The sequence below is a fragment of the Streptomyces sp. 2131.1 genome (genome assembly GCF_900105515.1).
GTDB classification, from domain to species: Bacteria; Actinomycetota; Actinomycetes; order Streptomycetales; family Streptomycetaceae; genus Streptomyces; species Streptomyces drozdowiczii.
On sequence record NZ_FNSY01000001.1, the window covers coordinates 5412901 to 5438605 of the forward strand.

At 73.8% G+C, this 25705-nt stretch carries 22 protein-coding genes; 12 read left to right on the forward strand and 10 right to left on the reverse strand.

The features are described from left to right. Position 1: 1 nt before the first annotated feature. Together hrpB and BLW14_RS24305 are read right to left on the reverse strand one after the other, a co-directional pair. Positions 2–2503, reverse strand: coding sequence for an ATP-dependent helicase HrpB (hrpB, locus tag BLW14_RS24300; RefSeq protein ID WP_093709305.1), 2502 nt, complete (start codon positions 2501–2503; stop codon positions 2–4). A gap of 49 nt (positions 2504–2552) precedes the next feature. After that, positions 2553–3365 (reverse strand): class I SAM-dependent methyltransferase, encoded by an 813-nt coding sequence (locus tag BLW14_RS24305; RefSeq protein ID WP_093709306.1) that lies wholly within the window; start codon positions 3363–3365, stop codon positions 2553–2555. Between the two features lie 396 nt (positions 3366–3761). On the opposite strand from BLW14_RS24305, the gene rpsA reads away from it, so the two are divergent. The 4 genes from rpsA (at position 3762) to BLW14_RS24325 (ending at position 7579) form a co-directional block, all read left to right on the forward strand. Next, on the forward strand, positions 3762–5273 hold the full coding sequence (gene rpsA / locus BLW14_RS24310; RefSeq protein WP_093709307.1) for a 30S ribosomal protein S1: 1512 nt from the start codon (positions 3762–3764) through the stop codon (positions 5271–5273). A 166-nt stretch (positions 5274–5439) separates the two neighbouring features. Further along, a complete protein-coding gene (locus BLW14_RS24315; RefSeq protein WP_177154085.1) occupies positions 5440–6378 on the forward strand; it encodes a PAC2 family protein in 939 nt (312 codons plus the stop codon). A gap of 78 nt (positions 6379–6456) precedes the next feature. After that, on the forward strand, positions 6457–7059 hold the full coding sequence (coaE, locus tag BLW14_RS24320) for a dephospho-CoA kinase (RefSeq protein ID WP_093709309.1): 603 nt from the start codon (positions 6457–6459) through the stop codon (positions 7057–7059). 157 nt (positions 7060–7216) lie between these two features. Next, on the forward strand, positions 7217–7579 hold the full coding sequence (locus BLW14_RS24325) for a tetratricopeptide repeat protein (RefSeq protein WP_093709310.1): 363 nt from the start codon (positions 7217–7219) through the stop codon (positions 7577–7579). Between the two features lie 15 nt (positions 7580–7594). On the opposite strand, the gene BLW14_RS24330 is transcribed toward BLW14_RS24325, so the two are convergent. Genes BLW14_RS24330 through BLW14_RS24345 form a run of 4 tightly spaced genes read right to left on the reverse strand, consistent with a single transcriptional unit; the run spans position 7595 to position 11956 of the window. Continuing rightward, on the reverse strand, positions 7595–7888 hold the full coding sequence (locus BLW14_RS24330) for a DUF6343 family protein (RefSeq protein WP_093709311.1): 294 nt from the start codon (positions 7886–7888) through the stop codon (positions 7595–7597). A gap of 52 nt (positions 7889–7940) precedes the next feature. Then, on the reverse strand, positions 7941–9020 hold the full coding sequence (locus BLW14_RS24335) for a tyrosine-protein phosphatase (RefSeq protein ID WP_093709312.1): 1080 nt from the start codon (positions 9018–9020) through the stop codon (positions 7941–7943). 38 nt (positions 9021–9058) lie between these two features. Continuing rightward, positions 9059–11050 carry a hypothetical protein gene (locus tag BLW14_RS24340; RefSeq protein WP_093709313.1) on the reverse strand — a complete coding sequence of 664 codons (1992 nt, stop codon included), beginning with the start codon at positions 11048–11050 and terminating at the stop codon, positions 9059–9061. A 3-nt stretch (positions 11051–11053) separates the two neighbouring features. Then, complete coding sequence (locus tag BLW14_RS24345; protein WP_093709314.1) at positions 11054–11956, reverse strand: SGNH/GDSL hydrolase family protein; 903 nt, start codon at positions 11954–11956, stop codon at positions 11054–11056. A gap of 151 nt (positions 11957–12107) precedes the next feature. Here BLW14_RS24345 and BLW14_RS24350 point away from each other — a divergent pair, with 151 nt between their 5' ends. Beyond that, entirely contained in the window at positions 12108–13373 is a 1266-nt protein-coding gene (locus BLW14_RS24350) for a helix-turn-helix domain-containing protein (protein WP_093709315.1), read from the forward strand. 255 nt (positions 13374–13628) lie between these two features. On the opposite strand, the gene BLW14_RS24355 is transcribed toward BLW14_RS24350, so the two are convergent. After that, entirely contained in the window at positions 13629–13976 is a 348-nt protein-coding gene (locus BLW14_RS24355; RefSeq protein ID WP_093709316.1) for a hypothetical protein, read from the reverse strand. Positions 13977–14222: 246 nt separating this feature from the next. On the opposite strand from BLW14_RS24355, the gene BLW14_RS24360 reads away from it, so the two are divergent. From BLW14_RS24360 to BLW14_RS24370, 3 genes are all read left to right on the forward strand, one after another. Next, positions 14223–15299, forward strand: coding sequence for a slipin family protein (locus BLW14_RS24360; RefSeq protein ID WP_093709317.1), 1077 nt, complete (start codon positions 14223–14225; stop codon positions 15297–15299). A gap of 179 nt (positions 15300–15478) precedes the next feature. After that, positions 15479–18337 (forward strand): DEAD/DEAH box helicase, encoded by a 2859-nt coding sequence (locus BLW14_RS24365; protein ID WP_093709318.1) that lies wholly within the window; start codon positions 15479–15481, stop codon positions 18335–18337. Beyond that, positions 18334–19680: an SWIM zinc finger family protein gene (locus BLW14_RS24370; protein ID WP_093709319.1), complete on the forward strand. Its 1347-nt coding sequence runs from the start codon at positions 18334–18336 to the stop codon at positions 19678–19680. The genes BLW14_RS24365 and BLW14_RS24370 overlap by 4 nt, the downstream gene beginning before the upstream one ends. A 15-nt stretch (positions 19681–19695) precedes the next feature. Here BLW14_RS24370 and BLW14_RS24375 read toward each other — a convergent pair whose 3' ends face one another. Next, entirely contained in the window at positions 19696–20280 is a 585-nt protein-coding gene (locus tag BLW14_RS24375; protein ID WP_093709320.1) for a TetR/AcrR family transcriptional regulator, read from the reverse strand. Between the two features lie 87 nt (positions 20281–20367). Here BLW14_RS24375 and BLW14_RS24380 point away from each other — a divergent pair, with 87 nt between their 5' ends. After that, complete coding sequence (locus tag BLW14_RS24380; RefSeq protein WP_256332871.1) at positions 20368–20913, forward strand: HXXEE domain-containing protein; 546 nt, start codon at positions 20368–20370, stop codon at positions 20911–20913. 24 nt (positions 20914–20937) lie between these two features. Here BLW14_RS24380 and BLW14_RS24385 read toward each other — a convergent pair whose 3' ends face one another. Beyond that, a complete protein-coding gene (locus tag BLW14_RS24385; RefSeq protein WP_093709322.1) occupies positions 20938–21471 on the reverse strand; it encodes a DUF3574 domain-containing protein in 534 nt (177 codons plus the stop codon). Between the two features lie 193 nt (positions 21472–21664). Here BLW14_RS24385 and BLW14_RS24390 point away from each other — a divergent pair, with 193 nt between their 5' ends. After that, positions 21665–22309 carry a winged helix-turn-helix domain-containing protein gene (locus BLW14_RS24390; RefSeq protein WP_177154086.1) on the forward strand — a complete coding sequence of 215 codons (645 nt, stop codon included), beginning with the start codon at positions 21665–21667 and terminating at the stop codon, positions 22307–22309. A gap of 38 nt (positions 22310–22347) precedes the next feature. Next, complete coding sequence (locus BLW14_RS24395; RefSeq protein WP_093709324.1) at positions 22348–23709, forward strand: MFS transporter; 1362 nt, start codon at positions 22348–22350, stop codon at positions 23707–23709. Here the strand turns inward: BLW14_RS24395 and BLW14_RS24400 are convergent. Further along, positions 23669–24880: a pyridoxal phosphate-dependent aminotransferase gene (locus BLW14_RS24400; protein ID WP_093709325.1), complete on the reverse strand. Its 1212-nt coding sequence runs from the start codon at positions 24878–24880 to the stop codon at positions 23669–23671. The genes BLW14_RS24395 and BLW14_RS24400 overlap by 41 nt on opposite strands. 85 nt (positions 24881–24965) lie before the next feature. Here BLW14_RS24400 and BLW14_RS24405 point away from each other — a divergent pair, with 85 nt between their 5' ends. Next, positions 24966–25634, forward strand: a complete 669-nt coding sequence (locus BLW14_RS24405; RefSeq protein ID WP_093709326.1) for a winged helix-turn-helix transcriptional regulator — start codon at positions 24966–24968, stop codon at positions 25632–25634. The last annotated feature ends 71 nt before the right edge of the window (positions 25635–25705 follow it).

Genomic DNA, 25705 nt, shown 5'->3' on the forward strand with positions numbered 1-25705 from the left:
CTCAGCCCCGCTTCAGCCGCGCCTTGGTGAACCGGGTCGCCTCCACCGTCGTCGGGTCCTCGGGCCACGGGTGCTTCGGATAGCGGCCGCGCAGCTCCGACCGCACCGCCTTGTAGCCCTCGCGCCAGAACGACGCCAGGTCCGCCGTCACCGCGGCCGGCCGGCCGGCGGGGGACAGCAGATGCACGAGGACCGGCACGCCCGCCACCTCCGGGGTCGCCAGGAGCCCGAACAGCTCCTGGAGCTTCACCGCGAGGACCGGCTGCTCCCCGCCGTACTCCACCCGGATACGGGAACCGCTCGGCACCTGGATCCGCTCCGGCGCCAGCTCGTCCAGCCGCACCGCCTCACCCGTCGCCCACGGCAGCAGCCGGCGCAGCGCCTGCCCCGCGTCGATCGCGGCCAGGTCCGCCCGCCGCCGCGCCCGCGACAGCTCCGGCTCCAACCAGCTGCCGGGATCGGCGAGCAGCGCCCCGTCCGACACGTCCGGCCAGGGCTCACCCAGTACCCGGTGCAGGAAGGCCAGCCGCTCCCGCAGCTGCCCCGCGTCCCGGCTCCAGCGCAGCAGCCCCGACCCCTCCCGCCGCAACCCCTCCATCAGGGCCTCACGGACCAGCCCGGGATCCGGCTGCTTCAGCGGGCGCGCCGCCAGTTCGACCGCGCCCAGCCGCTCCACCCGGCGGGCCACCACGTCCCGGCCGTCCCAGCGGACCTCCTCGCCCGCGAACCGCAGCGGCCCGGCCGCCAGGCGCGCGGTGTCCTCGTCGATGACGGCGGCGAGCCGCACCCGCGCGGACGCCGCGTGGGCCGGGCGGTCCGCGACCGCGACCGCCAGCCAGGAAGCACCGCGCAGCCCGGAGCCCTCGCCCGGCTCCGCTCCCGTGCCGGACACCATGAGGAACGCCCCGCCGCCCCGCGCCCGCGCCACCCGCTCCGGGAAGGCCAGCGCCGCGACCAGGCCCACCGCCGCGTCCTCCGCCAGGGGCCGGCCGCCGCCGTCGCCCTTCAGCGCGGACGACAGGCGCCGCACCTCCTGGCGCCAGCGGGCCGCGTAGGCGTCCTGGCCCCGGCGCGCGGTGCGCAGAGCGGCCGCCAGATCGTCCCCGTACGCGCGGGGCGGTTCCTCGCTCAGCAGCGCCACCACCTCGGCTGCCCGGCGCCCGCCGATCTCGGCCGCCCCGTCCAGCAGCGCCCTGGCCAGCCGCGGGTGCAGCCCGAGGCGGGACATCCGCACGCCCCGCTCGGTGACCCGGCCGTCCGGACCGACCGCGCCGACCGCGGCGAGTACCTCGCGGGCGGCGGCCATCGCCCCCTCCGGCGGCGCGTCCAGCAGTGCGAGCCCCGAGGCGCCCGGATCGCCCCAGCAGGCCGCCTGGAGGGCGAACGCCGACAGGTCGGCCACCCGGATCTCCGGCGACGGGAAGCGGGCGAGCCGGCCGTCCTCCGCCTGGTCCCAGCAGCGGTAGACCGTCCCCGGCGCCTCGCGCCCCGCCCGGCCGGCGCGCTGGCGGCCCGCCGCCTGCGAGGCCCGTACGGTCGTCAGGGCGCTCAGCCCCCGCGCGTGATCGGTGCGCGGCTCACGGGCGAGCCCGGAGTCGACGACCGTACGGACCCCGGGGACCGTCAGCGACGACTCGGCCACCGAGGTCGCCAGGACTACCCGCCGCCCTTCGGACGAACCGGCCAGCACCGCGTCCTGCACCGCCGCCGGAGCCCGCCCGTGCACCTGGAGCACCTCGGCTCCGACCCCCGCCAACTGCCCCGCCACACGGCCGATCTCGCCGACCCCGGGCAGGAAGCACAGCACGTCGCCGTCCCGCTCCGCGAGCGCCCGCCGCACCATGGCGGCGACATGGCCCAGCAGCGCCGGATCGACCCTCATCCCGTGCGGCGGCCGCACCGGTACGGGCGGCGGGGCCCACACCACCTCCACCGGGTGCGACACCCCCTCGGCCTCGACCACCGGGGCGTCGCCCAGCAGCCGCGCCCAGCCCTCCGCATCCGTCGTCGCGGACGCCGCCACCAGCCGCAGATCGGGGCGGATCGCCTCGCGTACGTCCAGCAGGAACGCGGCCACCGTGTCCGCGTCGAGGTGACGCTCGTGGCACTCGTCGATGATCACCGCGTCCACCCCGGCCAGCTCCTGGTCGCGCTGGAGCCGCTGGAGCAGCACGCCGGTGGTGACGACCTCGACCACGGTGTCCGGGCCCACGACCCGCTCGCCGCGCACGGTGAACCCGACGCGCCCGCCGGCCTTCTCGCCCAGCAGCCAGGCCATGCGCCGGGCGGCCGCGCGGGCGGCGATCCGGCGGGGCTCGGCGACGACGACCCGACGCACCGGGCCCTCGCCGGTCAGCCCGGCCAGCACGAGCGGAACGAGGGTGGTCTTGCCGGTGCCGGGGGGTGCGCACAGCACCGCGACCCCCCGGTCGTCGAGCGCCCGCCGCAGGGCGGGCACGGCGGTGCGGACGGGCAGCCGGTCGAGGGCGTCGGTGCGGATCACGCCCCCAGTCTCGTACGGCCCGGCCGCGCGCAGGGCACCGGCCGCCGGCTCAGTCCCGTACGCAGACGAAGATCGCGGTGCCCGGGATCAGGTTGCCGCGCAGCGGGGACCAGCCGCCCCACTCCTGGTCGTTCCAGGCGGGCCACTCAGGCTCCACCAGGTCCACCAGCCGGAAGCCGCCCGCGATCACGTCCCGCACCCGGTCGCCCAGCGTGCGGTGGTGCTCCACGTACACCGCGTCGCCGCGCTCGTCCTGCTCGACGTAGGGCGTGCGGTCGAAGTAGGAGGCGGCGACCGACAGGCCCTCGGGCCCCGGCTCGTCGGGGAACGCCCAGCGCAGGGGGTGCGTCACGGAGAAGACCCAGCGGCCGCCCGGGCGCAGCACCCGGCGGACCTCGCGGAAGACCTGGACCGGGTCGGCGACGAAGGGCACCGCGCCGTAGGCGGAGCAGGCCAGGTCGAAGGAGGCGTCGCGGAACGGCAGCCGCCCGGCGTCGGCCTCGACGAGCGGGACGTCGGCGCCGATGCGCAGGGCGTGCTGGAGCTGGCGGTGGGAGAGGTCCAGGGCGACGGGGCGGGCGCCCCGGGCGGCCAGCCAGCGCGAGCACTGCGCCGCGCCGGCGCCGATCTCCAGGACGTCGAGCCCCTTCAGCGCGGCGGCGGGGCCCAGCAGCCCGGCCTCGGCCTCGTCCAGCCCCTCCGGACCCCAGACGAAGCGGTCGTCGCCGAGGAAGGCGCCGTGGTCGCTCTGGTACTCGTCGGCATTGCGGTCCCACCAGCCACGGTTGGCCCGGCTGCTCTCGGTGGTTCCGGCGCTGCGGCGTGTCGCCTCGGGTTCGGCGCCGTACATCTCTTGGCTCATCGTGTCCGTCGTTGTAGTTTGCCTTCACCCCGTAGTACGAGGTACGTACCAAGGGGGCCTGTGAACTGCGGGACCCGTGTGTCCGGACGTTCCCGGAGCCGATCCGGCCCCGGTGGACCCGAGTTGTGCCGGACATGGGGTGTTTCGCCGGTGGTGTCCGCCTTCGCGCATTGACCGTGCCCTGCTGCCCCCGTATGCTACAAGTTGCGCTGCGAGCCTGCGCTCCTCAGACCTAGCAGGCCGCGCTCGCATCTGTTGCATGTCCCCTCGGTTCACGAGGCGCCTCCCGGTCACGGAAAGGGCGCTTCCCGGGCTGTCCGGCTTCTGCAGAGGCGATACGGGTTCTCGGCGTAGCAGTACCTACGACTCACTGTCCGTACCGGAGCCCTTTCCCACATGACGAGCAGCACCGAGACCACCGCCACCACTCCGCAGGTTGCGGTCAACGACATCGGCGACGCGGACGCGTTCCTCGCGGCGATCGACGAGACGATCAAGTACTTCAACGACGGCGACATCGTTGACGGTGTCATCGTCAAGGTTGACCGGGACGAGGTTCTCCTCGACATCGGTTACAAGACCGAAGGTGTCATCCCGAGCCGCGAGCTCTCGATCAAGCACGACGTCGACCCGAACGAGGTCGTCAAGGTCGGTGACGAGATCGAGGCCCTGGTTCTCCAGAAGGAGGACAAGGAAGGCCGCCTGATCCTCTCGAAGAAGCGCGCTCAGTACGAGCGTGCCTGGGGCACCATCGAGAAGATCAAGGAAGAGGACGGCATCGTCACCGGTACCGTCATCGAGGTCGTCAAGGGTGGTCTCATCCTCGACATCGGCCTCCGTGGCTTCCTGCCGGCGTCGCTCGTCGAGATGCGTCGCGTCCGCGACCTCCAGCCGTACGTGGGCAAGGAGCTCGAGGCCAAGATCATCGAGCTGGACAAGAACCGCAACAACGTGGTCCTGTCCCGCCGTGCCTGGCTCGAGCAGACCCAGTCCGAGGTCCGCCAGACGTTCCTCACGACCCTCCAGAAGGGTCAGGTCCGCTCCGGCGTCGTCTCCTCGATCGTCAACTTCGGTGCCTTCGTGGACCTGGGTGGCGTCGACGGTCTCGTGCACGTCTCCGAGCTGTCCTGGAAGCACATCGACCACCCCTCCGAGGTCGTCGAGGTCGGCCAGGAGGTCACCGTCGAGGTCCTCGACGTCGACATGGACCGCGAGCGCGTGTCCCTGTCGCTCAAGGCGACGCAGGAAGACCCGTGGCAGCAGTTCGCCCGTACGCACCAGATCGGGCAGGTCGTCCCCGGTAAGGTCACCAAGCTCGTTCCGTTCGGTGCGTTCGTCCGCGTCGACGAGGGCATCGAGGGCCTGGTCCACATCTCCGAGCTGGCCGAGCGCCACGTGGAGATCCCGGAGCAGGTCGTCCAGGTCAACGACGAGATCTTCGTCAAGGTCATCGACATCGACCTCGAGCGCCGTCGCATCAGCCTCTCGCTGAAGCAGGCCAACGAGGCCTTCGGCGGCGACCCGGCCTCGGTCGAGTTCGACCCGACCCTGTACGGCATGGCCGCGTCCTACGACGACCAGGGCAACTACATCTACCCCGAGGGCTTCGACCCCGAGACCAACGACTGGCTCGAGGGCTTCGAGGCTCAGCGCGAGGTCTGGGAGACCCAGTACGCCGAGGCGCAGCAGCGCTTCGAGCAGCACCAGGCCCAGGTCATCAAGTCCCGCGAGGCCGACGAGGCTGCTGCCGCCGAGGGCGCTGCCGCCCCCGCCGGCAACACCCCGGCCGCCTCGGGCGGCAGCGGCGGCGGCTCCTACTCCTCGGAGTCCTCGGACAACTCCGGCGCCCTGGCGTCGGACGAGGCCCTGGCCGCGCTCCGCGAGAAGCTGGCGGGCGGCCAGAGCTGACGCTCTGTCCCTCCGGCCGGTCATCGGCTGCGGTAGGTGAGTGACCGTGAGGCCCGCCCCCTTCGGGGGGCGGGCCTCACGCGTTTCCGCGTGAAACCGCGTGTACGGGGAATGACAGTGATCCCCGGGGCGTTCTTCTCCAGGAACACAAGGAGGAGCGGTAACCGTGCCTGATCCGCAGAGTTTGTACGAATGGGAGCCGAAGGGCCTGGCTGTCGTCGACATGGCGCTCGCCCAGGAGTCGGCCGGCCTGGTCATGCTCTACCACTTCGAGGGCTACATCGACGCGGGTGAGACGGGTGAGCAGATCGTCGACGGCCTGCTCGAATCGCTGCCGCACCAGGTCGTGGCCCGCTTCGACCACGACCGCCTGATCGACTACCGCGCCCGCCGCCCGCTGCTCACGTTCAAGCGGGACCGCTGGTCGGCGTACGAGACCCCGACGCTCGACGTCCGCGTGGTCCAGGACGCCACGGGCGCGCCGTTCCTGCTGCTGTCCGGCCCCGAGCCGGACGTGGAGTGGGAGAGGTTCGCGGCCGCCGTCGAGCAGATCGTCGAACGGCTCGGCGTCCGCCTCGCGGTCAACTTCCACGGCATCCCGATGGGCGTCCCGCACACCCGCCCCGTCGGCATCACCCCGCACGGCAACCGCACGGACCTGATGCCCGGCCACCGCAGCCCGTTCGACGAGGCGCAGGTGCCCGGCTCCGCCGAGGCGCTCGTCGAGTACCGGCTGATGGAGGCGGGCCACGACGTGCTGGGCGTCGCCGCCCATGTGCCGCACTACGTCGCCCGCTCCGCCTACCCGGACGCCGCGCTCACCGCCCTGGAGGCGATCACCGCCGCGACCGGCCTGGTCCTGCCGGCCGTCGCGCACACCCTGCGCACCGAGGCGCACCGCACCCAGACGGAGATCGACCGTCAGATCGGCCAGGGCGACGAGGAACTGGTCTCGCTGGTCGAGGGCCTTGAGCACCAGTACGACGCGGTCGCGGGCGCGGAGACCCGGGGCAACCTGGTCGCCGAACCGGCGGACCTGCCCTCCGCCGACGAGATCGGCCTGGAATTCGAGAAGTTCCTCGCCGAGCGCGAGGGCGACGCCTGACCGCCCCGCCCTCCCTGTGCCCGCTGCCCGTGCCCCCACCGCTGGGGGGTACGGGCAGCGGGCATTAGGCTGCCGGGCATGCTGAAAGTGGGCCTGACCGGCGGTATCGGCGCCGGCAAGAGCGAAGTGTCCCGGCTGCTCGTCGGCCACGGTGCCGTCCTCGTCGACGCGGACCGCATCGCCCGCGAGGTCGTCGAGCCCGGCACCCCCGGTCTCGCCGCCGTCGTCGAGGAGTTCGGACCCGGCATCCTGACCCCGCAGGGCACCCTGGACCGGCCCGCGCTCGGCGCGATCGTCTTCGCCGACCCGGACCGTCTCGCCGCGCTCAACGCGATCGTCCACCCCCTCGTCCGCGACCGCTCCGCCGAACTGGAGAAGGCAGCCGGGCCGGACTCGGTGGTCGTCCACGACGTGCCCCTCCTCACCGAGAACGGCCTCGCCCCGCTCTACGACCTGGTCGTGGTGGTCGACGCAGCCCCGGAGACCCAGCTCGACCGGCTCGTCCGGCTGCGCGGCATGACCGAGGCGGACGCCCGTGCCCGCATGGCGGCCCAGGCCACCCGGGAGCAGCGGCGCGCCGTCGCCGACCTGGTCATCGACAACGACGGACCGGTCGAGGAGCTGGCGGACCGGGTCCGCGCGGTCTGGGCGGAGCTGATGCGCCGGGCGGCGGAGGGCTGAGCCCGTAGCCGAACGGTCACCGGCCGGGCCCGTGCCGTACCGCACCGCCCGGCGGGCCCGTCGCCGTACCGCGCCACCCGGCGGGCCCGTAGTCGTACCGGAATACCCGTGGCCGTCCTCGCGTTCACCCCGGGACGGACCAGGGAAGGATGCGATCGTGCCCGAGAGGACCCCGGAAACCGACGTCATCGACTTCCGCGCGGCCGAGCAGCTGCTCGCCGCGCGTGACCCCCGGGGTGCCGTGCGGCTGCTGGACTCGGTGATCGCCGCCCACCCCGAGAACACCGCCGCCCGGCTGCTGCGCGCCCGCGCCTTCTTCGCGGCGGCGCAGCTGCGCCCCGCCGAGCTGGAATTCGAGCTGGTGCTGGAGCGGGAACCGGACAACGCCTTCGCGCACTTCGCGCTCGCCCGGACCTTCGAGCGCTCCGGCCATCCGGAGCGGGCCAAGCGCCACTTCCGGCTCGCGGCGGCGCTGGACCCGAAGCCGGAATATCTGCGGGCCGCCCGCTTCGAGGACTGACCGGTGCGCGGTCTTCTACGGCGTGCCCGGCGGCGGGCCCTTGCCGCCGCCGGGTTCGTGGTCGGGGTCGTACGGCGGGATGGAGCGGCCCGGCTGGTAGTGCGCGCCCTGGCGCAGCCGGTGCACGACCACGCACAGGTCCACCAGCACCAGCGCGAGCAGCACCCCGCAGACCGCGGCCCAGCCGGTACGGCCGTTGACGGCGAAGGCCGTCACGCCGAAGACGGCCCAGGCCAGGCCCCACAGACTCAGCCAGAGCCGCATCCGCAGCGGGCTGCGGGCGGTCGTGGGTTCATTACCGGTACGCATGGCATCGCCTCACCTACCAGCATGGACCCGCGACCGGGCAGGTGTGGAACGGTCAGTCGGTCAGCAGCTTCGCCCGCAGCGTCGCCACGGTCGCCGCGTCGAGCTTCAGCCCCTCGCGTACGTACGTGTCGAAGTCGCCGTAGATGTGGTCCACCTCGGCGAACGCGGCGCGCAGCCAGCTCAGCTCCACGGCCTTCGGGTTGCCGGTGTACCGGTTGCTGGCCAGGAAGTCCGCCTCGACCGTCTCCCGGGGCACGCCGAGCAGGGTGAGCAGGACGGCCGTGCCCCAGCCGGTGCGGTCCTTGCCGGCACTGCAGTGGAAGACCGTGGCGCCGGAGGTGTTCGTGGCGACGGCCGTGACGAGGTCGCGGAAGGCGTAGTCGGCGCCCACGAAGTTGACCATGAACGGGTAGCCGATGGACTGGCCGAGGTCCGATGAGCCGGAGAAGAGGCCGGCGGCGATGGCCTGGGCCAGGGTCATCAGCGCAGAGTCGTGGAAGCGGATGCCGTGGGCGAACGAGACGACGTCCGCGACCTGGTACGTCACCCCGGCGGGCAGCCGGTCCGGGTCGTCGTGGCGCTCCTGGGCGTTGCGCAGGTCCACGTCGAGGGTGAGCCCCTGGGAGACCAGCCGCTGCTGGTCGGCGTCGGTGAGGCCGCTCAGCTTGTTCGACCGGTAGACCAGCCCGGGGCGCACCCAGTGGCCGTCCGTGGTGCGGTACCCGCCGATGTCCCGGAAGTTGCGGGCGGACTCCAGGCCGAGCGAGCGGTCGGCGACGACGAGAGGGCTGCCGCTGTCCGGGACGAGCCGGAAGTACCAGCGCCCGGCCTCCGGGAGCGTCCCAGGGGCGACGGTCAGCGAGCCGGTTCCCGGTGCGGTGCCGAGCGCGGTGCCGGTGGTGGCGTCGGGCGAGGTCACGGCGGTGACGGTGACCGAACCGGCGGGCGAGGCCCAGGAGAGGGTGTGGCCGCCGTCGGCCGTGCGCGCGGCGGTGGCCGCGGTGAACGGCGCGGCGGACTGCGCGACGGACGCCGTGGCCGCGGGCGGTGCGGCGAAGGCGGCCGGCGCCATGACCGAACCGGTGAGGAGGGCGGTGGCGAGGACGGCGCCGGCGATGCGGTGCGTACGCATGGTGCTCCTTGTCTGGACCCTGCGGGGCAGGGGAGGCCTCAGGAGGTCGGGGTGGCGGTGCACGGGGTGGAGCCGCAGACATTGATGACACGGCCGGTGGTCAGGAAGGTGGCCTTCTGCTGACGCGCGGCGGGCGAGTTGCGGGGATCTTCGTGCGGGTCGTGCCCGTAGGCCGGCCCGGCGGGCGGGGTGTTGGTGACCGGGGGAGCCGGCGTACCGCTGTCCCAGACGGTCATCGCCGACCCCCGGTAGGGCAGTTGGCCAGGTCCGATGCGGCGGATGCCCCAGTACGGGACGGTGTCCGGGCTGCGGCCGGCGGCGAGCGCGGGGGTGAGCAGCCGGGCGCCGATGGTGCGCGCTTCCACGTCGGCCGCCGCGTTCGCGACCTGGTGGTCGCCGTACGCGACGTGCATCAGGACCTGGTGGTGGTCGGTGAGGTGGTCGGCGTACGCGTCGGTCTCGCCCCGGTCCCAGACCATCTGGAAGAGCTGGAGGACCAGTTGCTGGTGCAGCTTGTCCGGGTAGGCGGCGTCCAGGACCTGCTGGAACGGGGCGAAGTCGGCGCTGCGGTTCAGGAGCAGCCCGTAGTTCATGCCGGTCACGCCGAGTACCCCGCGCCGGATGTCGGGCGAGGCGGCGACCAGGGCGCCGCCGAGGATGCCGCCCTGGCTGTTCCCGTCGTACGCGAGGCCGTGCCGGGTGTCGAGGAGCGGACGCCCGCCGGCGGTGCGGAACGCCGGGTCGGTGGTCAGGCCCTCGGCGTGGATCATGGCGCGGCCGAGGAACAGGGCGTTGAGCATGCCCTGTTCGCTGCGTTCGGGGACGGCGGGGAACCGGCTCGGGTCGGCGAGCGCGGCGACCACGACGGGGATGTCGTCCTTGGCCATGCCGATCCAGTCCGTCGCGCAGAACGTGAAGTCGTGCTCGGCGGCCATGTCCCTGACGTTGCCGGCGCCGACCTCGTTGCGGGAGCCGAGCAGGCCGTGCCCGTAGAGCGAGGGACGGGAGGGCTTACGGAAGGCCGCGCGCGGGATCTCGCAGCGGAACGCGGCGGTCTGCGTACTGCCCGGGAGGGCACGCGGGGTGCCGTTCCGGTCGCGGTTCAGCACGGCGCCGAGCGGCCCGCCGGGTGCGTCCAGATAGCCGGGCAGGGTGATCTCACCGGTGACCTCGCGGGCGATCCGGGGGTCCTGGCCGGCGGTGAGGTCGGTGACGCCGGTGACCGTGAAGGCGGGTGAGCGGTCGCCGAGACGGCGGAACGCGTCGTCGCGGATGGTGAACAGGTCGCCGGTGAGGTTGCGCGTGGAGGCGACGGTGAAGTCCCAGGCGAGGTGGAGCCCCTGGGCGGAGACCCCGGCCCGGCGCAGCGCGGTCAGGGCGGGCCGCAGCCGGTCCTGGCGTACGCGCAGCGGATCGTGCGCGGGCAGCCGTCTCCCGGCGACGGCGGCGAACGGGGCGGCGGCCGGAATCGTGCGGCCCGCCCCGTCCTTGAGCCGGCGCAGCGCCACGGCGTAGTGGTGGCCGTCGCGGAAGTTGCGGGCCGGGTGGATCAGCAGGGCCCGGCGCGCGGGGTCGGTGGCGTTGCTGTCCGGCTCCGCCCAGTACGGCCACCGCTCACCGGTCGTGGTGTCCAGCAGGACGACCGGCGCGTCCCGGTCCAGGGACCGGCCGATGTCGGTGAGCGGGGCCGCGCCGGTCCTCGCCGGGTCGAGTCCGGGGACCTGGGCGATCAGCGTGGAGCCGGGGGAGAAGCCGTCGGACCGGTTCCAGGCGGTGGGGTCGACGGCCTGCCCGGTGGCGGGCCGGGGCAGGGCGGAGGAGTCGAGGGCCACCCGGCGGCCCGTGTCGGTGCGCGGGTCCGGCCGGGTGTACCAGTCGTTCGGGAACGGCAGCAGGCACTCGGCGGGTGCCAGCGGGTCGCAGCCCCGCGCCGGGGAGGGGTCCGCCGGGGCCGCGTGGGCGGGCGGGGCGAGGAGCGCGGCGGCACCGAGAGCCGCGGCGAGCAGTCCGTGGAGCAGCCGCTGCCGCACGGGTCAGCTCCCCTGGAGGTGTGCGCCGATGATGCGGGCATAGGCGGCCTCGCCCTGCCGGTTCGGGTGCAACGGGGCGGCCGGCGCGGTCGGCACGTACCCCTCGACCCACTTGTCGGACGGTGCCTGACAGGCGTCGTGGCCCTTGCTCGGCGTGGCGACGTCGATGTACTCGGCGCCGTGCGCGGCGCTCTGCTCGGCGATCACCGCGTTCATCCGGTTCACGCTGCCCTGGAGGAAGTCGGCGTCCACCGGCAGCACGGGCTGCAGCGGCCAGCAGCCGCCCGGCTTGATGTACAGCCCGTACCCCGTCACGAGAATCCTCGCCTGCGGCGACCGCTGGTGGATTCCGTCCAGTACGGCTCCGAGGCGCGGCGCGAAAGCGTCGATCCGCTGCGCCACCTGGTCGACCCCGCCCTCCGTCAGCTTGTCCTTGCACGGGGTGGCGGTCGGATCGAGCTGCATGCAGTCCTGCGCGATGCCGACCAGACCGGCGTCGTTGCCGCCGATGGTCAGGGTCACCAGGTCGGTGTCCGCCCGCAGCGCGTCGAACTGCGGCGCCGCCGAACCCATGGGCACGTCGAGCAGCGACAGCGACTGCTTCTCGGTCATGTGCTTGGACTGGGCGCCGCTGCACGTCACGTCGCGCAGCGAGGCGCCGATGCTCGCCGCCAGCTCGTGCGCGTAGTTGTGCGTGGAACGGCCGCAGGCGAGCGGTCCGGTGATGCCCGGGATGAGCGGTCCCGAGGCCATGGAATCGCCGAGCGCCACGTACTGCACGGGGTCGTCGGCGCCCGCCGCCCAGGCGCCGGAGGCGGTGGTGCCGACGGCCAGGGAGGCCAGGGCGACGGCGGCTCCCATTCCTCTGACCGTACGACAGAACGTCTTGTTCCGGGACGAATTCACGACGACCTCCGGTGCGCTATGAGTGGGGGCATGGCGGGTGTCGCCGGTCATCATGCAGACTCGAACGCCGTCGTTTAACTGGTGGGTAACGCAGACTTCGCCGGGGGCTTTTGTGACGCATGACAAAGAACGGGCTCCGGGGCAGCAGCCGTTGGCCATCGCCGGACGCCCGGTGGCGACATGGCTGCGGGCCCGCGTCCCCGCCCTCACCACCCGGGTCGTCGCCCGGCTGCTGAGCGATCTGCCGGTCTATGCGGAGCTGCCGCACGAGGAGATCGCGGGCGACATCGCGGACATCGTCCAGCACAACCTGCGGCTCTTCGCGGACGTCCTCGAACACCGCAGGGCCGCCACCGACGGCGAACTCGCCCAGCAGCGCGACTCGGCGGCCCAGCGGGCGGAGGAGGGCGTGCCGCTGGACGCCATCCTCGCCGCCTACCAGGTCGGCGTCGCCATGTGCTGGGAGGAGACCGCGCGGGACGCCGGGCCCGGGGACCTGCCCGCCGTGCTGGAGATCATGGACCGGATCCTGGTCCTCCAGCAGCAGCTGACCTCGGCGGTGAGCGGCGCCTATCTGGAGGCCCGGCAGATCCTGGACAGCCAGGAACACGGCGGCCGGCACGCCCTGATGGCCGCGCTGCTCACCGGTGAGGACCTGGACGGCTTCACCCGGCGCACCGGCCTGCGCCCGGCGGCCCGCTATCTGACGATGACGCTCGCGCTGGCGCCGCACCCGGACGAGACGGGGGCGGTACCCGTGCGGGGGCCTGTGCGGGGCCCCGGGGCCGGTTCCGCCCTCGTGCCCGGCTCGGCGGCGGGCGCGAGCGTGGCCGCCCGGCGGAAGATACGGCGCATCCGGACGGCCCTGGACCGGTTCGCCGGGACGCCCGCGCTGACCGCCCTGGACGCGTCCGGCGGCACCGTGCTGCTGCCCGTCGCGGAGCCGCCGCCGTGGGACGGGCCCGGCGGGCTGTGCGACCTGATCGCCGAGGCGACCCGGGCGGCGGGGGTCCCCGTCACGGCCGCCGCCGAGACCGCGTCACCGGGCGGGGTCCCGGCGGCGGTGGCCCGCAACGCGGAGATCGTCGACCTGGTGGCCCGCACCGGCCGGGCCCCCGGCCTCTACCGGCTGGCCGACCTGCTCCTGGAGTACCAGCTCAGCCGGCCCAGCGAGGCGCTGCGCGGGCTCGCGGGACTGCTGAGTCCGCTGGACGCCAAGCCGGAGCTGCTGCACACGCTGGAGACGTACCTCGGCCACGGGCTCGACCGCAGGGCCGCGGCGGCCGCGCTGCACGTCCACCCCAACACCGTCGACTACCGCATCCGCCGCATCGACCGCCTCACCGGCCTCTCCCCGGCCCGCCCCGCCGACCTCCAGCACCTCAGTGCGGCGCTCGTCGCGCGGCGCTCTGTGTGAGGGGAGGGAACGACCGCCGCCGTACGGTCGTTCGGTGGGCATGAGCGGACAGCTGGTACGTGAGGGTCGCTCAGGGACCGGGCCGGGCGCCATCACTCCGACGCCCGGTGGACGCAGACCTTCCGGTCCCGGCCGCTGTCGAAGGAGGAGAACGAGGGGCGCCTGGAGGCGGCCGGGCCGAAGGCGGACCGCTACCTCACGGACGACGGGGTCTGGGTGCGGGCGGGTGCCCGTGCGGGCGGGGCCGCCGGACCGTCAGTGGACCGTGCTGAAGCTGCGCCAGGGCAGCGCGTTCGGCGCGTTGACGTCGGAGAAGGTGGTGGCCACGTACGTCGTTCCCGGGCCGGTGCAGTTCGGTGTCCGGTACAGGATGATGTCGACCAGGGTCTCGTTCGCCACCGCCTTGGCACCGGCGGGCGCGAGCCGGTGGCAGCCCTTGACCGACGGGCTGTTCACCTCGACCACGGCGTCCCGCTCGGTCGTGTAGATGACCGGGCCGACCGCGGTCCGGCCGAGGCTCGAACAGCCCGCGACGGTCAGGGTCAGGAGCACGGCCTGGGCGGCGATGCCGAGTCGGCGGCGTCGGCGGTCGATCACGGGCATGGGCGCATCCTCGTCTGTCTCGTCACCCGCGCACGCGGTGCGCGGGCCGGTGGTACGTGCCGGTGCTGGTCACCCTGCCCGCTTCCCCCGGCCCCGGCATCCGGGAAGCGGCCGGGCGGGGGAGAGGGGCGGCACCGGGCGGGTGCGCAGACGTTCGACCACGGGCGGAACCGGGCATATCGTGGCAATAGCGCACGAAATGTGCGACGCCGATCGCCGGGCTCCTCCGGCTGGCAGGGGGCCGTCATGGTCCAGGACCTCTTGATCGCGGTGGTCGCGGCAGCGGCGGTGGGCGCCCTGTACCTCGCGGCGGCCGCCCGGGTCGTCAGGCAGTACGAACGGGGTGTGGTGCTCAGACTGGGCCGCCTCCGCGACGAGGTGCGCCCGCCGGGGTTCACGATGGTGCTCCCGGGCTTCGACCGGCTCCGCAAGGTCAACATGCAGATCGTCACCATGCCGGTGCCGGCCCAGGACGGCATCACCCGGGACAACGTCACGGTCCGCGTGGACGCCGTCATCTACTTCAAGGTCGTCGACCCGGCGAGCGCGGTCGTCGAGGTCGAGGACTACCGCTTCGCGGTCTCGCAGATGGCGCAGACCTCGCTGCGTTCGATCATCGGAAAGAGCGACTTGGACGACCTCCTCTCCAACCGCGAGAAGCTGAACCAGGGCCTGGAACTCATGATCGACAGCCCCGCCGTCGGCTGGGGCGTCCAGATCGACCGGGTCGAGATCAAGGACGTCTCGCTCCCGGAGACGATGAAACGCTCCATGGCCCGCCAGGCCGAGGCCGACCGTGAACGGCGCGCCCGTGTCATCAACGCGGACGCGGAGCTCCAGGCGTCCAAGAAGCTGGCCGAGGCGGCGTCGGAGATGTCCACTCAGCCGGCGGCGCTCCAGCTGCGTCTGCTCCAGACCGTGGTCGCGGTCGCGGCGGAGAAGAACTCGACACTGGTGCTGCCGTTCCCGGTGGAGCTGCTCCGATTCCTGGAACGTGCCCAGCAGGGCCCGCCGCCCGACGCCGTGCGGGCTCCGGAGCGGGGCGCGCCGGAAGTGCCCGCGGGACCGGAGCCCCCGGGCGCGGGTGCGCCCGGCCCTGTCGCGTCGTGGCCGCCGGCCACGGCCGACGGTACGGATCCCGGTGACGCCGACGTGCCCGGTCCGGGTGCGACGCCGCGGGCCGCTCCCACCATGCAGGAGGCACAGCCGCTCGCCGACGACGCGCCGGAGACGCCGCCGTCCGCCGCCGACGGCCGCTCCGAGCCGCCCGGCCCGGCACCGTCCCGGCCCACCGCGGACTGGGAGCCGTACGCCCGGCACTGACCGGGCGTACGCAGACGCCGGCCGTCGCCCGACCCGTACGAGCTGCGGGGACGGCGGCGGCCGGGGCGTTGTCAGACCGCCCGCCTAGACTCGCCGTGCAGAGGAGAGACCGTGCTGACCAGGCACGGAACGCCAAGGAAGCGGCCGTCGGGCCGTGCGCGACGGGAAGGGAGGGACCGGTGAGCACCGCACCACCGCCGCCGCAGGACGCGGACGACAGCCGTCTGCTGCGCTGTGCCGCAGTCTTCCTGCCCGGTACGCCGCCGCGGCGGGGGCGCGTCGCCTTCTGGGACCCGGCCGACGCCCCGCTCCCCGGGGCCGCCGAAGCCCGGAGCGATGAGATCACGGTCGTCCGTCCGTCCGGGAGTGAGGTGCGCACGCACGACGTGCCCGCGCTCCTGCTTCCCGTCGACGCGGCCCTGCCCCTGCTCGCCCGCGCCCGCCACCTGCGCTCCGCCCACCCGGCGACCCGCGCCTGGGGCGCCGCCGCCCTGCACGCCCTGCACCTGGTGGCCGGTGGCCGCATGCTCCCCGGGCTGACGGCCGACGACCAGGACGCCTGGCGGGCCGGCCCTCGCGACGCCGCGGACGTCGCCCACCTGCGCGCGGTGGCCGCCGCCCTGCCCTGGGAGGGGCACGCGGTCCCGCTGCCCGGCCGGACTCCGCTCAGGCTGCCCGACCCGGAGGCCCTGATCGGCGCCTTCCTCGACGCGGTCGCCGACACCCTGCCCCGGACGCCCGCCGCCGCGTTCGCCATGGGCGCCCCCTTCGCGGCGGCCGAGCCCCAGCACCTGCCCGGCGCACGGGAATGGGCTGTCGAGGTCGCCTCGGGCTTGGACGCCGGGGTCCGGGTGTCGCTGCGCCTCGACCTCTCCGCGTACGAACTCTTCGACACGACCGGCTCCGACGGGACGGCGGGCACCCCCGAGCGGCACGCCGCCGCGGCCGTCGTCCAGGTGCACAGCCTCGCCGACCCCACCTACGTCGTCGACGCCGCCGCCCTCTGGGCCGGTGACGCGGGCGAGCCCTTCGGCCCCCGGTCCCGGATCGACACCGCGCTCGCGCTGCGCCGCGCCGCCCGCGTCTGGGCTCCGCTCGAACGGCTGCTGGACCAGCCGGTCCCCGACGTCCTGGCCATCGGCGAGGACGAGCTGTACGAGCTGCTGGGCGACGCCGGGAGCAGGCTGGCCGCCGCCGGGGTGAGCGTCCACTGGCCCAGGGAGCTGGCCCGCACCCTCACCGCCGCCGCCGTGGTCAGGCCCGCGCCCGGGACGGCCACGGACGGCACCGCGTTCTTCGACGCCGAACAGCTCTTCGCGTTCGACTGGCAGCTCTCGCTCGGCGACGAGCGGCTCACGGAGGCCGAGATGGACGTGCTCGCCGAGGCGCACCGCCCCGTGGTGCGGCTGCGGGACCAATGGGTCGTCGTCGACCCCTCGCTCGTCCGCAAGGCGCGCAAGCGGGAGCTGGGCCTGCTCGACCCGGTGGACGCCCTGGCCGTCGCCCTGACCGGCAGCGCCGACGTGGACGGCGAGCAGGTCGAGGCGGTGCCGGCCGGTGCGCTGGCGGAGCTGCGGACCCGACTGCTCACCGAGGACGCCGTGGCGGCCCCGCCGCCCGGACTCCACGCGACGCTCCGCGACTACCAGCTGCGCGGGCTGGCCTGGCTGGACCGGATGACCTCGCTCGGCCTCGGCGGCTGCCTCGCCGACGACATGGGCCTCGGCAAGACGATCACCCTGATCGCCCTCCACCTCCACCGCGACCACCCCGCTCCCACGCTGGTGGTCTGCCCCGCTTCCCTGCTGGGCAACTGGCACCGCGAGATCAACCGCTTCGCCCCCGGCGTCCCCGTGCGCAGATTCCACGGCGCCGGCCGTACCCTCGCCGGGGCCGAACGGGGCTTCGTCCTCACCACGTACGGCACGATGCGCTCCAGCGCGGCCGAACTGGCCGCCCACCGCTGGGGACTGGTCGTCGCCGACGAGGCGCAGCACGTCAAGAACCCCCACTCCTCCACCGCGAAGGCGCTGAGGACCATCCCCTCCCCGGCGCGGGTCGCCCTCACCGGCACCCCCGTGGAGAACAACCTCTCCGAGCTGTGGGCGCTGCTCGACTGGACGACACCCGGACTGCTCGGCCCCCTCAAGGCGTTCCGGGCAAGGCACGCCCGGATCGTGGAGAACACCGGCACGGCGGCGGGCCTCGGCAACGACGAGGCGGTGGAGCGGCTGTCCCGGCTCGTCCGGCCGTTCCTGCTGCGCCGCAAGAAGTCCGACCCCGGCATCGCGCCCGAGCTGCCGCCCAAGACGGAGACCGACCACCCCGTCTTCCTCACCCGCGAGCAGGCCACGCTGTACGAGGCCACCGTGCGCGAGACCATGGCCTTCGTCGAGGCGTCCGAGGGCATCGCGCGACGCGGGCTGATCATGAAGCTGCTGGCCTCACTGAAGCAGATCTGCAACCACCCGGCGCAGTATCTGAAGGAGGACGCGGCCCGGCTCACCGGACGCTCGGGAAAGCTCGCCCTCCTCGACGAACTCCTCGACACGATCCTCGCCGAGGACGGCTCGGTGCTGGTCTTCACCCAGTACGTGACGATGGCCCGGCTGCTGTCCGCCCATCTGGCCGCGCGCGCGATCCCCTCCCAACTCCTGCACGGCGGCACCCCGGTGGCCGAGCGGGAGAGGATGGTGGACCGCTTCCAGTCCGGCGAGGTCCCCGTCTTCCTGCTCTCTCTGAAGGCCGCGGGCACGGGCCTCAACCTCACCCGGGCCGCCCATGTCATCCACTACGACCGCTGGTGGAACCCGGCCGTCGAGGAGCAGGCCACGGACCGGGCCTACCGCATCGGCCAGACCCAGCCCGTGCAGGTCCACCGGCTGATCGCCGAGGGCACGGTGGAGGACCGCATCGGCGAGATGCTGCTCGCCAAGCGGGCGCTGGCCGACGCCGTCCTCGGCAGCGGCGAGAGCGCGCTGACCGAGCTGAGCGACCGCGACCTGGCCGACCTCGTCTCCCTCCGGAGGCCGTCATGAGCCCCGCCCCCCGCCGCCGCCCGGACACCGCCCGCCCCACCTCCGGACCGCTCGCCGCCCGCCACGACACCCGCCCCGGCGCCCGTTCCCGTCCCGGGCCCGACGATCTGCGGCGCACCTTCGAGGCCGTTCCGGCGCGCACCTCCGGCGAGGGCGAGCCGTTCGCCGAGAGCTGGTGGGGCCGGGCCTGGGTGGCGGCGCTCGAATCCCTGTCGACGGACGGCCCGCGCCTGGCCCGGGGACGGGACTACGCGGACGGCGGGCACGTCGCCGCGATCACCGTCACGCCGGGTCACGTCGTCGCCTATGTGCACGGCAGCCGCCCCCGCCCGTACCGGGCCGAGCTGCGGCTGCGTACGTTCACCGACCCCGACTGGGACACCCTGCTGGACGAGGTCGCCGCCCGGCCCGGGCACCTGGCCGCGCTGCTCGCCAAGGAGATGCCGCACTCCCTGGCCGAGACCGCGACCGCCGCCGGCATGACGCTGCTGCCCGCCCCCGGCGACCTCGACCCCGCCTGCACCTGCCCCGACCGCGGCCGCCCCTGCAAGCACGTCGCCGCCCTCAGCTACCAGATGGCGCTCCTGCTGGACACCGACCCATTCGTCCTGCTCCTGCTGCGCGGCCGGGGCGAGCGCGAGCTGCTGGAGGAGCTGGGCCGGCGCAACGCCGCGCACTCCGCCCGGGAGCGGCCCCCCGCCCCCGACACCCCGTCCGTGCCCGCCGGGGAGGCGCTGGCCGACCGGTTCCTGCCGCCGCTGCCCGCGACGTTCCCGGTGGACCCGCACCCGGGCCGGCCGCCCGCCTACCCCGCCCTGCCCGGGGCCCGGGACCCGCTCGCCCTGGACCAGCTCGCCACCGACGCGGCGGCCCGCGCCCACACCCTGCTGACCACCGGCGACGACCCGCTCGCCGGGCTCACCACCTGGCAGGACGCCGTCCGTCTCGCGGCGGCCGGACCCACCGCCGGGCTCACCTCGACCACCCGCGCCCTCTACCGGGAGCTGGCCTCCGCCACCGGCCGCAACACCACGGACCTGGCCCGGGCCGTGGCCGCCTGGCGGCAGGGCGAGGCCGAGGGCCTGGCGGTCCTGGAGACGCCGTGGGACCCCCCGGCGGGCCCCTTCGACCGCGCCCGCCCGGCCCTCGCGGCGGCCGGCTTCCCCCGCTTCCAGCCCTGGCGCAACCACCTCACCCACCCCGGTCACGCCTTCCAGCTCCGCTTCGGCCGCGACGGCCGCTGGTACGGCTACGAGTCGGACCCGGGCGAGGACGAGTGGTGGCCGCGCGCCGCGCCGGCCACCGACCCGGTCGGCGCCCTCCTGGAGCTGACCGGCGGCTGAAGGCCGGGCCGGCCTTCAGCCGCGCCCGGGCAGGACGGAGTCGACCACCGTGGCCGCGAACCCGGGCGGGACGGGCTCGTTCCTGAGCACCGCCCGCACCCACACGGCCCCGGCGATCAGATCGAGCAGCAGCATCGGGTCGGCACCCGGTGCCAGTTCGCCGCGTGCGGCGGCCCGGGCGAACACCGGCTGCTCGCGGGAAAACCGGTCGGCGAAGAAGTCCCTTGCCAGCACGGCGAGTTCGTCGTCGGGCAGACCCGTCCCCGAGGCCAGAGCCCGCACGATCGCCCGGGTCCGCACCCCGGTGGCCAGCTCGGTCACCTGCTCCGCGAGGGCGATCAGGTCCCCGCGCAGCGAACCGGTGTCGGGGATCTCGATGTTCAGGACGCGGGCCCGGAGCAGCGCGGCGCGCAGCAGCGGCGCCTTCGACGGCCACCAGCGGTAGATCGTCGTCTTGTTGACGCCGGCCTCCTGGGCGACGGCCTCGACGGTGAGCCCCGCGTACCCGCGTTCGGCGAGCAGCCGCAGGGTGGCGTCGAAGATCGCCTCGGCGGCGCGGGGGCCCTTGCCGGAGCGGGGTGGCGGGGGAGGGGCGGGCATGGCGGCTCCAGACAAAATGCAACGCAACGTTGCGTTGCATTATAGGCTGCGGTCGACCACCGGCACACGGCACACGGAGGGGCGCTCATGAGGACCGACAGGAAGTCCGGGGTTTCCGCAGCGGTGACCTGGGGGCTGCTGGCTGCCTGGGCGGCCAACGACCTGGAGGAGATCGCCACCATGGCGGGCTGGCTCCGGACCGCGCGGCCCAAGTTGAAGGACCGCCTGCCCTGGGTGCCCGACCGCGTGTGGAAGCGGGCGGACCTCACGCAGCGCGAGGTGAACACGGCCATCGGCCTCATGGGCGTGCTCGTCGCGGCGGCGGCGGCCGAAGGGGCACGCACGGGCGGCCGGAGCGCGTTCTTCCGTACGACCCTGGCCGGATTCGGGCTCCACGGCGTGGTGCACCTGGCGCAGTCTGCGGCGTACGGCGGCTATACGCCCGGGGTGGCCACATCCCCGACCGTCGTCGTCCCGTACTCGCTCTGGGCGCTGCGCCGCCTGCGCGCGGCGGGCATTCCGGTGGGAGGCGCCCGCGCGACAGCGGCCGGACTGGCGTTCCTGCCGGTGGCGGTGGCGGGCGTCCATGCGGCGGCCCGGGTGCTGGCCCGGCCGCGTACACCCGACGCCTGACCGGGCGCGTGGCCCGCCGCCCTCTCAGAAGTCGGCCGTCAGCCGCTCCTCCAGCCGCGCCACCGAGTCCTGGGCGTTTGCCTTCTCGTAGGCGTCGCGGATGCGCTCGATCTGCCCGCCGCGCACCCGGGCCTCGGACGCGGGGTAGAGCAGGGTCAGCTCGTAGCTCCGCTCCCGTTCGATGACCCCGTGGGAGTCGCGCCACTGGCCCCGGCCTTCCTGGATGGTCAGCCCGTTCGGGAAGCGCGGGGTGACCTCCGCGTCGATGAACTCCAGGAACTGCCGGTCGGTCATCTCCGGCCCGCCGTCCGGGCGCTCGGTGCCGAAGAGGAGCCGCGTCTCGACGTAGTCCTTGCCGCGCAGGGCTCCCGCCACCGCCGGGCGCGGCTCCGGCGAGGCACCGGACCCGAGCGTGGCGTACGCGACGGGCGTGCCCACCGCCAGTACGGCGAGGCCCGCCGCAGCGGCGACGAGCGCGGTCCGCCGCCGCGGAAGGCGCCGGTCGTCGGGGGAGGCGGCCGGGTCGTTCGCGACGGCCGTGCGGGACAGGAGAGGCATGGGGGAGAGCCCTTCGTTCCGGATACGGGGAAGGCGCAGACGCGCGGGCCTCACTGTCGCAAGCGGCCCCCGACGGGCCGTGCCGGACAAGGGGTGCCACAGGGATTCCACCCGAACGGGCGGGAGCGCACGGAGGCGCGTCGGGCGCGCCCGTTCTATTGACAGATCTCTTTCGAGAGAACACTCTCGTCGCATGCCGCAGTCCGAAGAACCAGCAGAGCGAGCCCTTCGAGCACCGGCCGAGCCGGAGGTCCGGCCCGCCGGCGCCGACGAGGCCGATGAGCGGGTCTCCGCTCCCGAAGGCCCCCGCCGCCTCACCGATCCGGCCTCCATGCGGGCGCTCTCCCATCCGGTGCGGCTCGCGCTCATCGAAGCCCTCAGCGTCCAGGGGCCGCTGACGGCGACCCAGGCCGGTCAGCTGATCGGCGAGTCCCCCACCACCTGCTCGTTCCACTTCCGCCAGCTCGCGAAGTACGGCTTCGTGGAGGAGGCCGGACCCATGCCCGGCCGCTCGCGCCCCTGGCGCGTCACCCGGCTCGGCTGGTCCATGGAGAGCGATCCCGACGACGAGACGCCCGCCGGGCGGGAACGCGACCTGGCGGCCCGGCACCTCGGCGATGTCGCCCTGGAGCGGCAGCTCGAACGCCACCGGACGCACCGGCCGAAGAGCGAGCGGACGCACACGATCTGGTGGGTCACCCCGGACGAGGCGGACGAACTTCAGGGAGAGATCGACAAGTTGGTCATGCGCTACCGGGACAGGCTCCACGACCCCGCAGCCAGGCCGGCGGACGCCGGGCCGGTGGAGGTGGTGATCCTCACCCATCCATTCGCCTGAAACACACACCGCCAGCACCGACCGACCGGGGGGACGGCATGACCGACGAAACAGCGGCCACAACGGGCACGAAGCCCGACGACACGAAGCCTGACGACACGAAGTCCGACGATACGAAGCCGTTACGCAGGAACAGGGACTTCACCCTGCTGTGGGGAGGCCAGGCGGTCTCCGAGCTCGGCACCGCCGTGTCGCTCCTGGCCTTCCCGCTGCTCGTGCTGTCGCTGCACGGTTCCGCCGTGCAGGCGGGGGCGCTCGGCACGCTCCAGGCGGTCGTCCGGGTCGGTTTCATGCTCCCCGCCGGCGTGGTGGCCGACCGCGTGAACCGGAAGCGCGTCATGCAGGTGTGCGACGCGGGCCGGGCCGTCCTCTTCACGGTCCTGGTCGCGGCGATCCTGCTCGGTCACGCCTCGCTCGCGGTGATCTTCGTGGTCGCGGGGGCCGCCGCCGTACTGGATGTGCTGTTCGGCGCGGCCGAGATGTCGGTCATCAGCCAACTCGTACCGGAGTCACAGCTCGCGGACGCCTTCGCCAAGAACGAGGCGCGCTCGTACGGGGCGTCACTGGCCGGGCCACCGCTGGGAGGCTTCCTGTACGGGCTCGGCCGGGCGGTCCCGTTCCTCTTCGACGCCCTGAGCTACCTGCTCTCGTTCCTGGCGGTCTCCCTCATTCGCAAGCCCGCCCACCCGAAGCGGGCGGGAAGCGCCGCGACTTCGCTCCGCCACGACACGCTGGAGGGCCTGCGCCACGTCCTGGCGAGCCCCTATCTCCGGTCGGTGATCCTCGTGGCGGCACCGGTGAACTTCGCTTTGACCGGCGCGCAGTTCTCGGCCGTGCTGATCCTCGCGGACGCCGGTCACAGCCCGAGGGCGCTCGGTCTGGCCCAGGGCTGCATAGCGATCGGTGGCCTGCTCGGCGCCCTCTGTGCCGTCCGCCTGCAGCGGCTCCTGCCCTTCCACCGCCTGCTGCTGACGGCCCTGGGCGTTCTGCTGGCCCTGCTCGTGGCGAGCACCGCGCTGAACGGCGGTCTGCTGATGGTGGCTCCGCTCGCCGCCGGCCTGTTCCTGGCTCCGGCCGTCAACTCGTTGCTCTTCGGACGCCTCGCCGCGACCACCCCGGCCCGCATCCAGGGACGCGTCATCAGCGTCGTCGCGCTCGCCGCCACGGGGGCCGCCTCACTCGCCCCGGTCGTCGTCGGGGCGTTGGTGGAACAGCGCGGGGGCACGGCCGCGATGACCACGGCCGTGGCAGCCGCGGCCCTCTCCCTCGCAGCCGCCGGCCTCGGCCGTGCCGCGCTCCGGGAAGACCGGGAAGGCCAGGACGATCAGGGAGCCCAGGAAGCCTGCGAAGACCGCGGTCTCACTGCCGGTACCCCGCCAGAAACCTCCCGATCCGGCTGATCGCCGCGTCCAGGTCGTCGGCGTGCGGCAGGGTCAGGATGCGGAAGTGGTCGGGGCGGGGGTAGTTGAAGCCGGTGCCCTGGACGACCTGGATCTTCTCGCGCAGCAGCAGGTCCAGGACGAACTTCTCGTCGTCGGCGATCGGGTGCACCTTCGGGTCGATGCGCGGGAAGGCGTACAGCGCGCCCTTGGGCTTCACGCAGGAGACGCCCGGGATCTCGTTCAGCTTCTGCCAGGCACGGTCGCGCTGCTCGTACAGCCTGCCGCCGGGCACCACCAGGTCCCGGATCGACTGCCGGCCGCCGAGCGCGGCCTGGATGGCGTACTGGGCGGGCGCGTTGGGGCACAGCCGCATGGAGGCGAGCATCGTCAGGCCCTCCAGATAGCTGCGGGCGTGCTGCTTCGGGCCGGAGACCACCATCCAGCCGGAGCGGAACCCGGCCACCCGGTACGTCTTCGACAGGCCGCTGAAGGTGAGGCAGACCAGATCCGGGGCGAGGACCGCCACGCTGTGGTGCTCGGCGTCGTCGTACAGGATCTGGTCGTAGATCTCGTCGGCGAACACCATCAGGCCGTGCCGGCGCGCCAGGTCGAGGATGTCCTCCAGGACCTCGCGCGGGTAGACGGCGCCGGTCGGGTTGTTGGGGTTGATGATCACGACGGCCCGTGTGCGGTCGGTGATCTTCGAGGCCATGTCCGCGATGTCGGGGTTCCAGTCCGAGGCCTCGTCGCACGCGTAGTGCACGGCCTTGCCGCCGGCCAGCGTCGTCACCGCCGTCCACAGCGGGTAGTCGGGGGAGGGGACGAGCACCTCGTCGCCGTCCTCCAGCAGGCCCTGGACGGCCATCGAGATCAGTTCGGAGACGCCGTTGCCGAGGAAGATGTCGTCCACGCCGACCTCGGTGAGCCCCATCGCCTGGTAGCGCTGGGCCACGGCCCGCCGGGCGGACAGGACGCCGCGCGAGTCCGTGTAGCCGTGGGCCTGCGGGAGCATCCGGATCATGTCCTGGACGATCTCCTCGGGCGCCTCGAAGCCGAACAGCGCCGGGTTGCCCGTGTTGAGCCGGAGCACGCTGTGGCCCGCCTCCTCCAGGGCGTTGGCGTGCTCGATGACGGGGCCCCGGATCTCGTAGCAGACCTCGTTGAGCTTGCTGGACTGGCGGAATTCCATGCGGTGCCTCCCCGACCCGATTGCGATACTTGGTTTTACCAAGCTCGAGCTTGGAAAGTCCAACAACATGTCTAGACTGCGTCGCATGCCACGTCAGACACAGCCGGCGACCCGCCCGGCCCGCCGCCGGAGTTACGACCAGTTCTGTGCCGGCGCCCGCGCCCTGGACGCCGTCGGTGACCGGTGGACCCTGCTGATCGTCCGTGAACTGCTGGCCGGTCCCCGCCGCTACACCGATCTCCACGCCGACCTGCCCGGAGTCAGCACGGACGTCCTGGCCTCCCGCCTCAAGGACATGGAAAAGGGCGGCCTCGTCACCCGCCGCAAGCTCCCGCCGCCCGCAGCCGCCTCGGTGTACGAGCTCACCGCACGCGGCCACGGACTGCTGCCGGTCCTCGCCGCGCTCGCCGAGTGGGGCGCCCCCGCGCTCGCCGAGCGGCGGCCCACGGACGCGGTCCGGGCCCACTGGTTCGCGCTCCCGCTGCTGGGCGCGCTGAAGGGGACGGCCGCCACGGGCGTCCTCGACGTCCATCTGGACGAGGGCGAGTTCCACATCCGTACGGGCGAGGCGACCGCCGGCGAACCGGTGTACGGGGACGGACCCGCCGCCGACGCCGACGCGCGCATCGCCCTCGACGCGGAGCTCTGCCTCGCGCTGGGGCGCGGCGAGGCGGTGTTCGCCGAGGCGGTCGGGGACGGCCGGATCGAGGTCTCCGGCGACAGCCCGCTGGCCAAGGAACTGCGGGGGAGCTGACGTTCGTCGCGCGGCCGGATGCCGGTGGCGTGATTCGCGCGGTCCTCTTCCGGGTAACGTCGGGGCATTTG

Excerpts from the sequence above, each read along its gene's own strand:
- BLW14_RS24305 (WP_093709306.1), bottom strand. The coding sequence starts at position 3,365 with ATGAGCCAAGAGATGTACGGCGCCGAACCCGAGGCGACACGCCGCAGC.
- rpsA (WP_093709307.1), top strand. The coding sequence starts at position 3,762 with ATGACGAGCAGCACCGAGACCACCGCCACCACTCCGCAGGTTGCGGTC.
- coaE (WP_093709309.1), top strand. The coding sequence starts at position 6,457 with ATGCTGAAAGTGGGCCTGACCGGCGGTATCGGCGCCGGCAAGAGCGAA.
- BLW14_RS24330 (WP_093709311.1), bottom strand. The coding sequence starts at position 7,888 with ATGCGTACCGGTAATGAACCCACGACCGCCCGCAGCCCGCTGCGGATG.
- BLW14_RS24335 (WP_093709312.1), bottom strand. The coding sequence starts at position 9,020 with ATGCGTACGCACCGCATCGCCGGCGCCGTCCTCGCCACCGCCCTCCTC.
- BLW14_RS24355 (WP_093709316.1), bottom strand. The coding sequence starts at position 13,976 with ATGCCCGTGATCGACCGCCGACGCCGCCGACTCGGCATCGCCGCCCAG.
- BLW14_RS24360 (WP_093709317.1), top strand. The coding sequence starts at position 14,223 with ATGGTCCAGGACCTCTTGATCGCGGTGGTCGCGGCAGCGGCGGTGGGC.
- BLW14_RS24370 (WP_093709319.1), top strand. The coding sequence starts at position 18,334 with ATGAGCCCCGCCCCCCGCCGCCGCCCGGACACCGCCCGCCCCACCTCC.
- BLW14_RS24375 (WP_093709320.1), bottom strand. The coding sequence starts at position 20,280 with ATGCCCGCCCCTCCCCCGCCACCCCGCTCCGGCAAGGGCCCCCGCGCC.
- BLW14_RS24380 (WP_256332871.1), top strand. The coding sequence starts at position 20,368 with ATGAGGACCGACAGGAAGTCCGGGGTTTCCGCAGCGGTGACCTGGGGG.
- BLW14_RS24385 (WP_093709322.1), bottom strand. The coding sequence starts at position 21,471 with ATGCCTCTCCTGTCCCGCACGGCCGTCGCGAACGACCCGGCCGCCTCC.
- BLW14_RS24390 (WP_177154086.1), top strand. The coding sequence starts at position 21,665 with ATGCCGCAGTCCGAAGAACCAGCAGAGCGAGCCCTTCGAGCACCGGCC.
- BLW14_RS24395 (WP_093709324.1), top strand. The coding sequence starts at position 22,348 with ATGACCGACGAAACAGCGGCCACAACGGGCACGAAGCCCGACGACACG.
- BLW14_RS24400 (WP_093709325.1), bottom strand. The coding sequence starts at position 24,880 with ATGGAATTCCGCCAGTCCAGCAAGCTCAACGAGGTCTGCTACGAGATC.
- BLW14_RS24405 (WP_093709326.1), top strand. The coding sequence starts at position 24,966 with ATGCCACGTCAGACACAGCCGGCGACCCGCCCGGCCCGCCGCCGGAGT.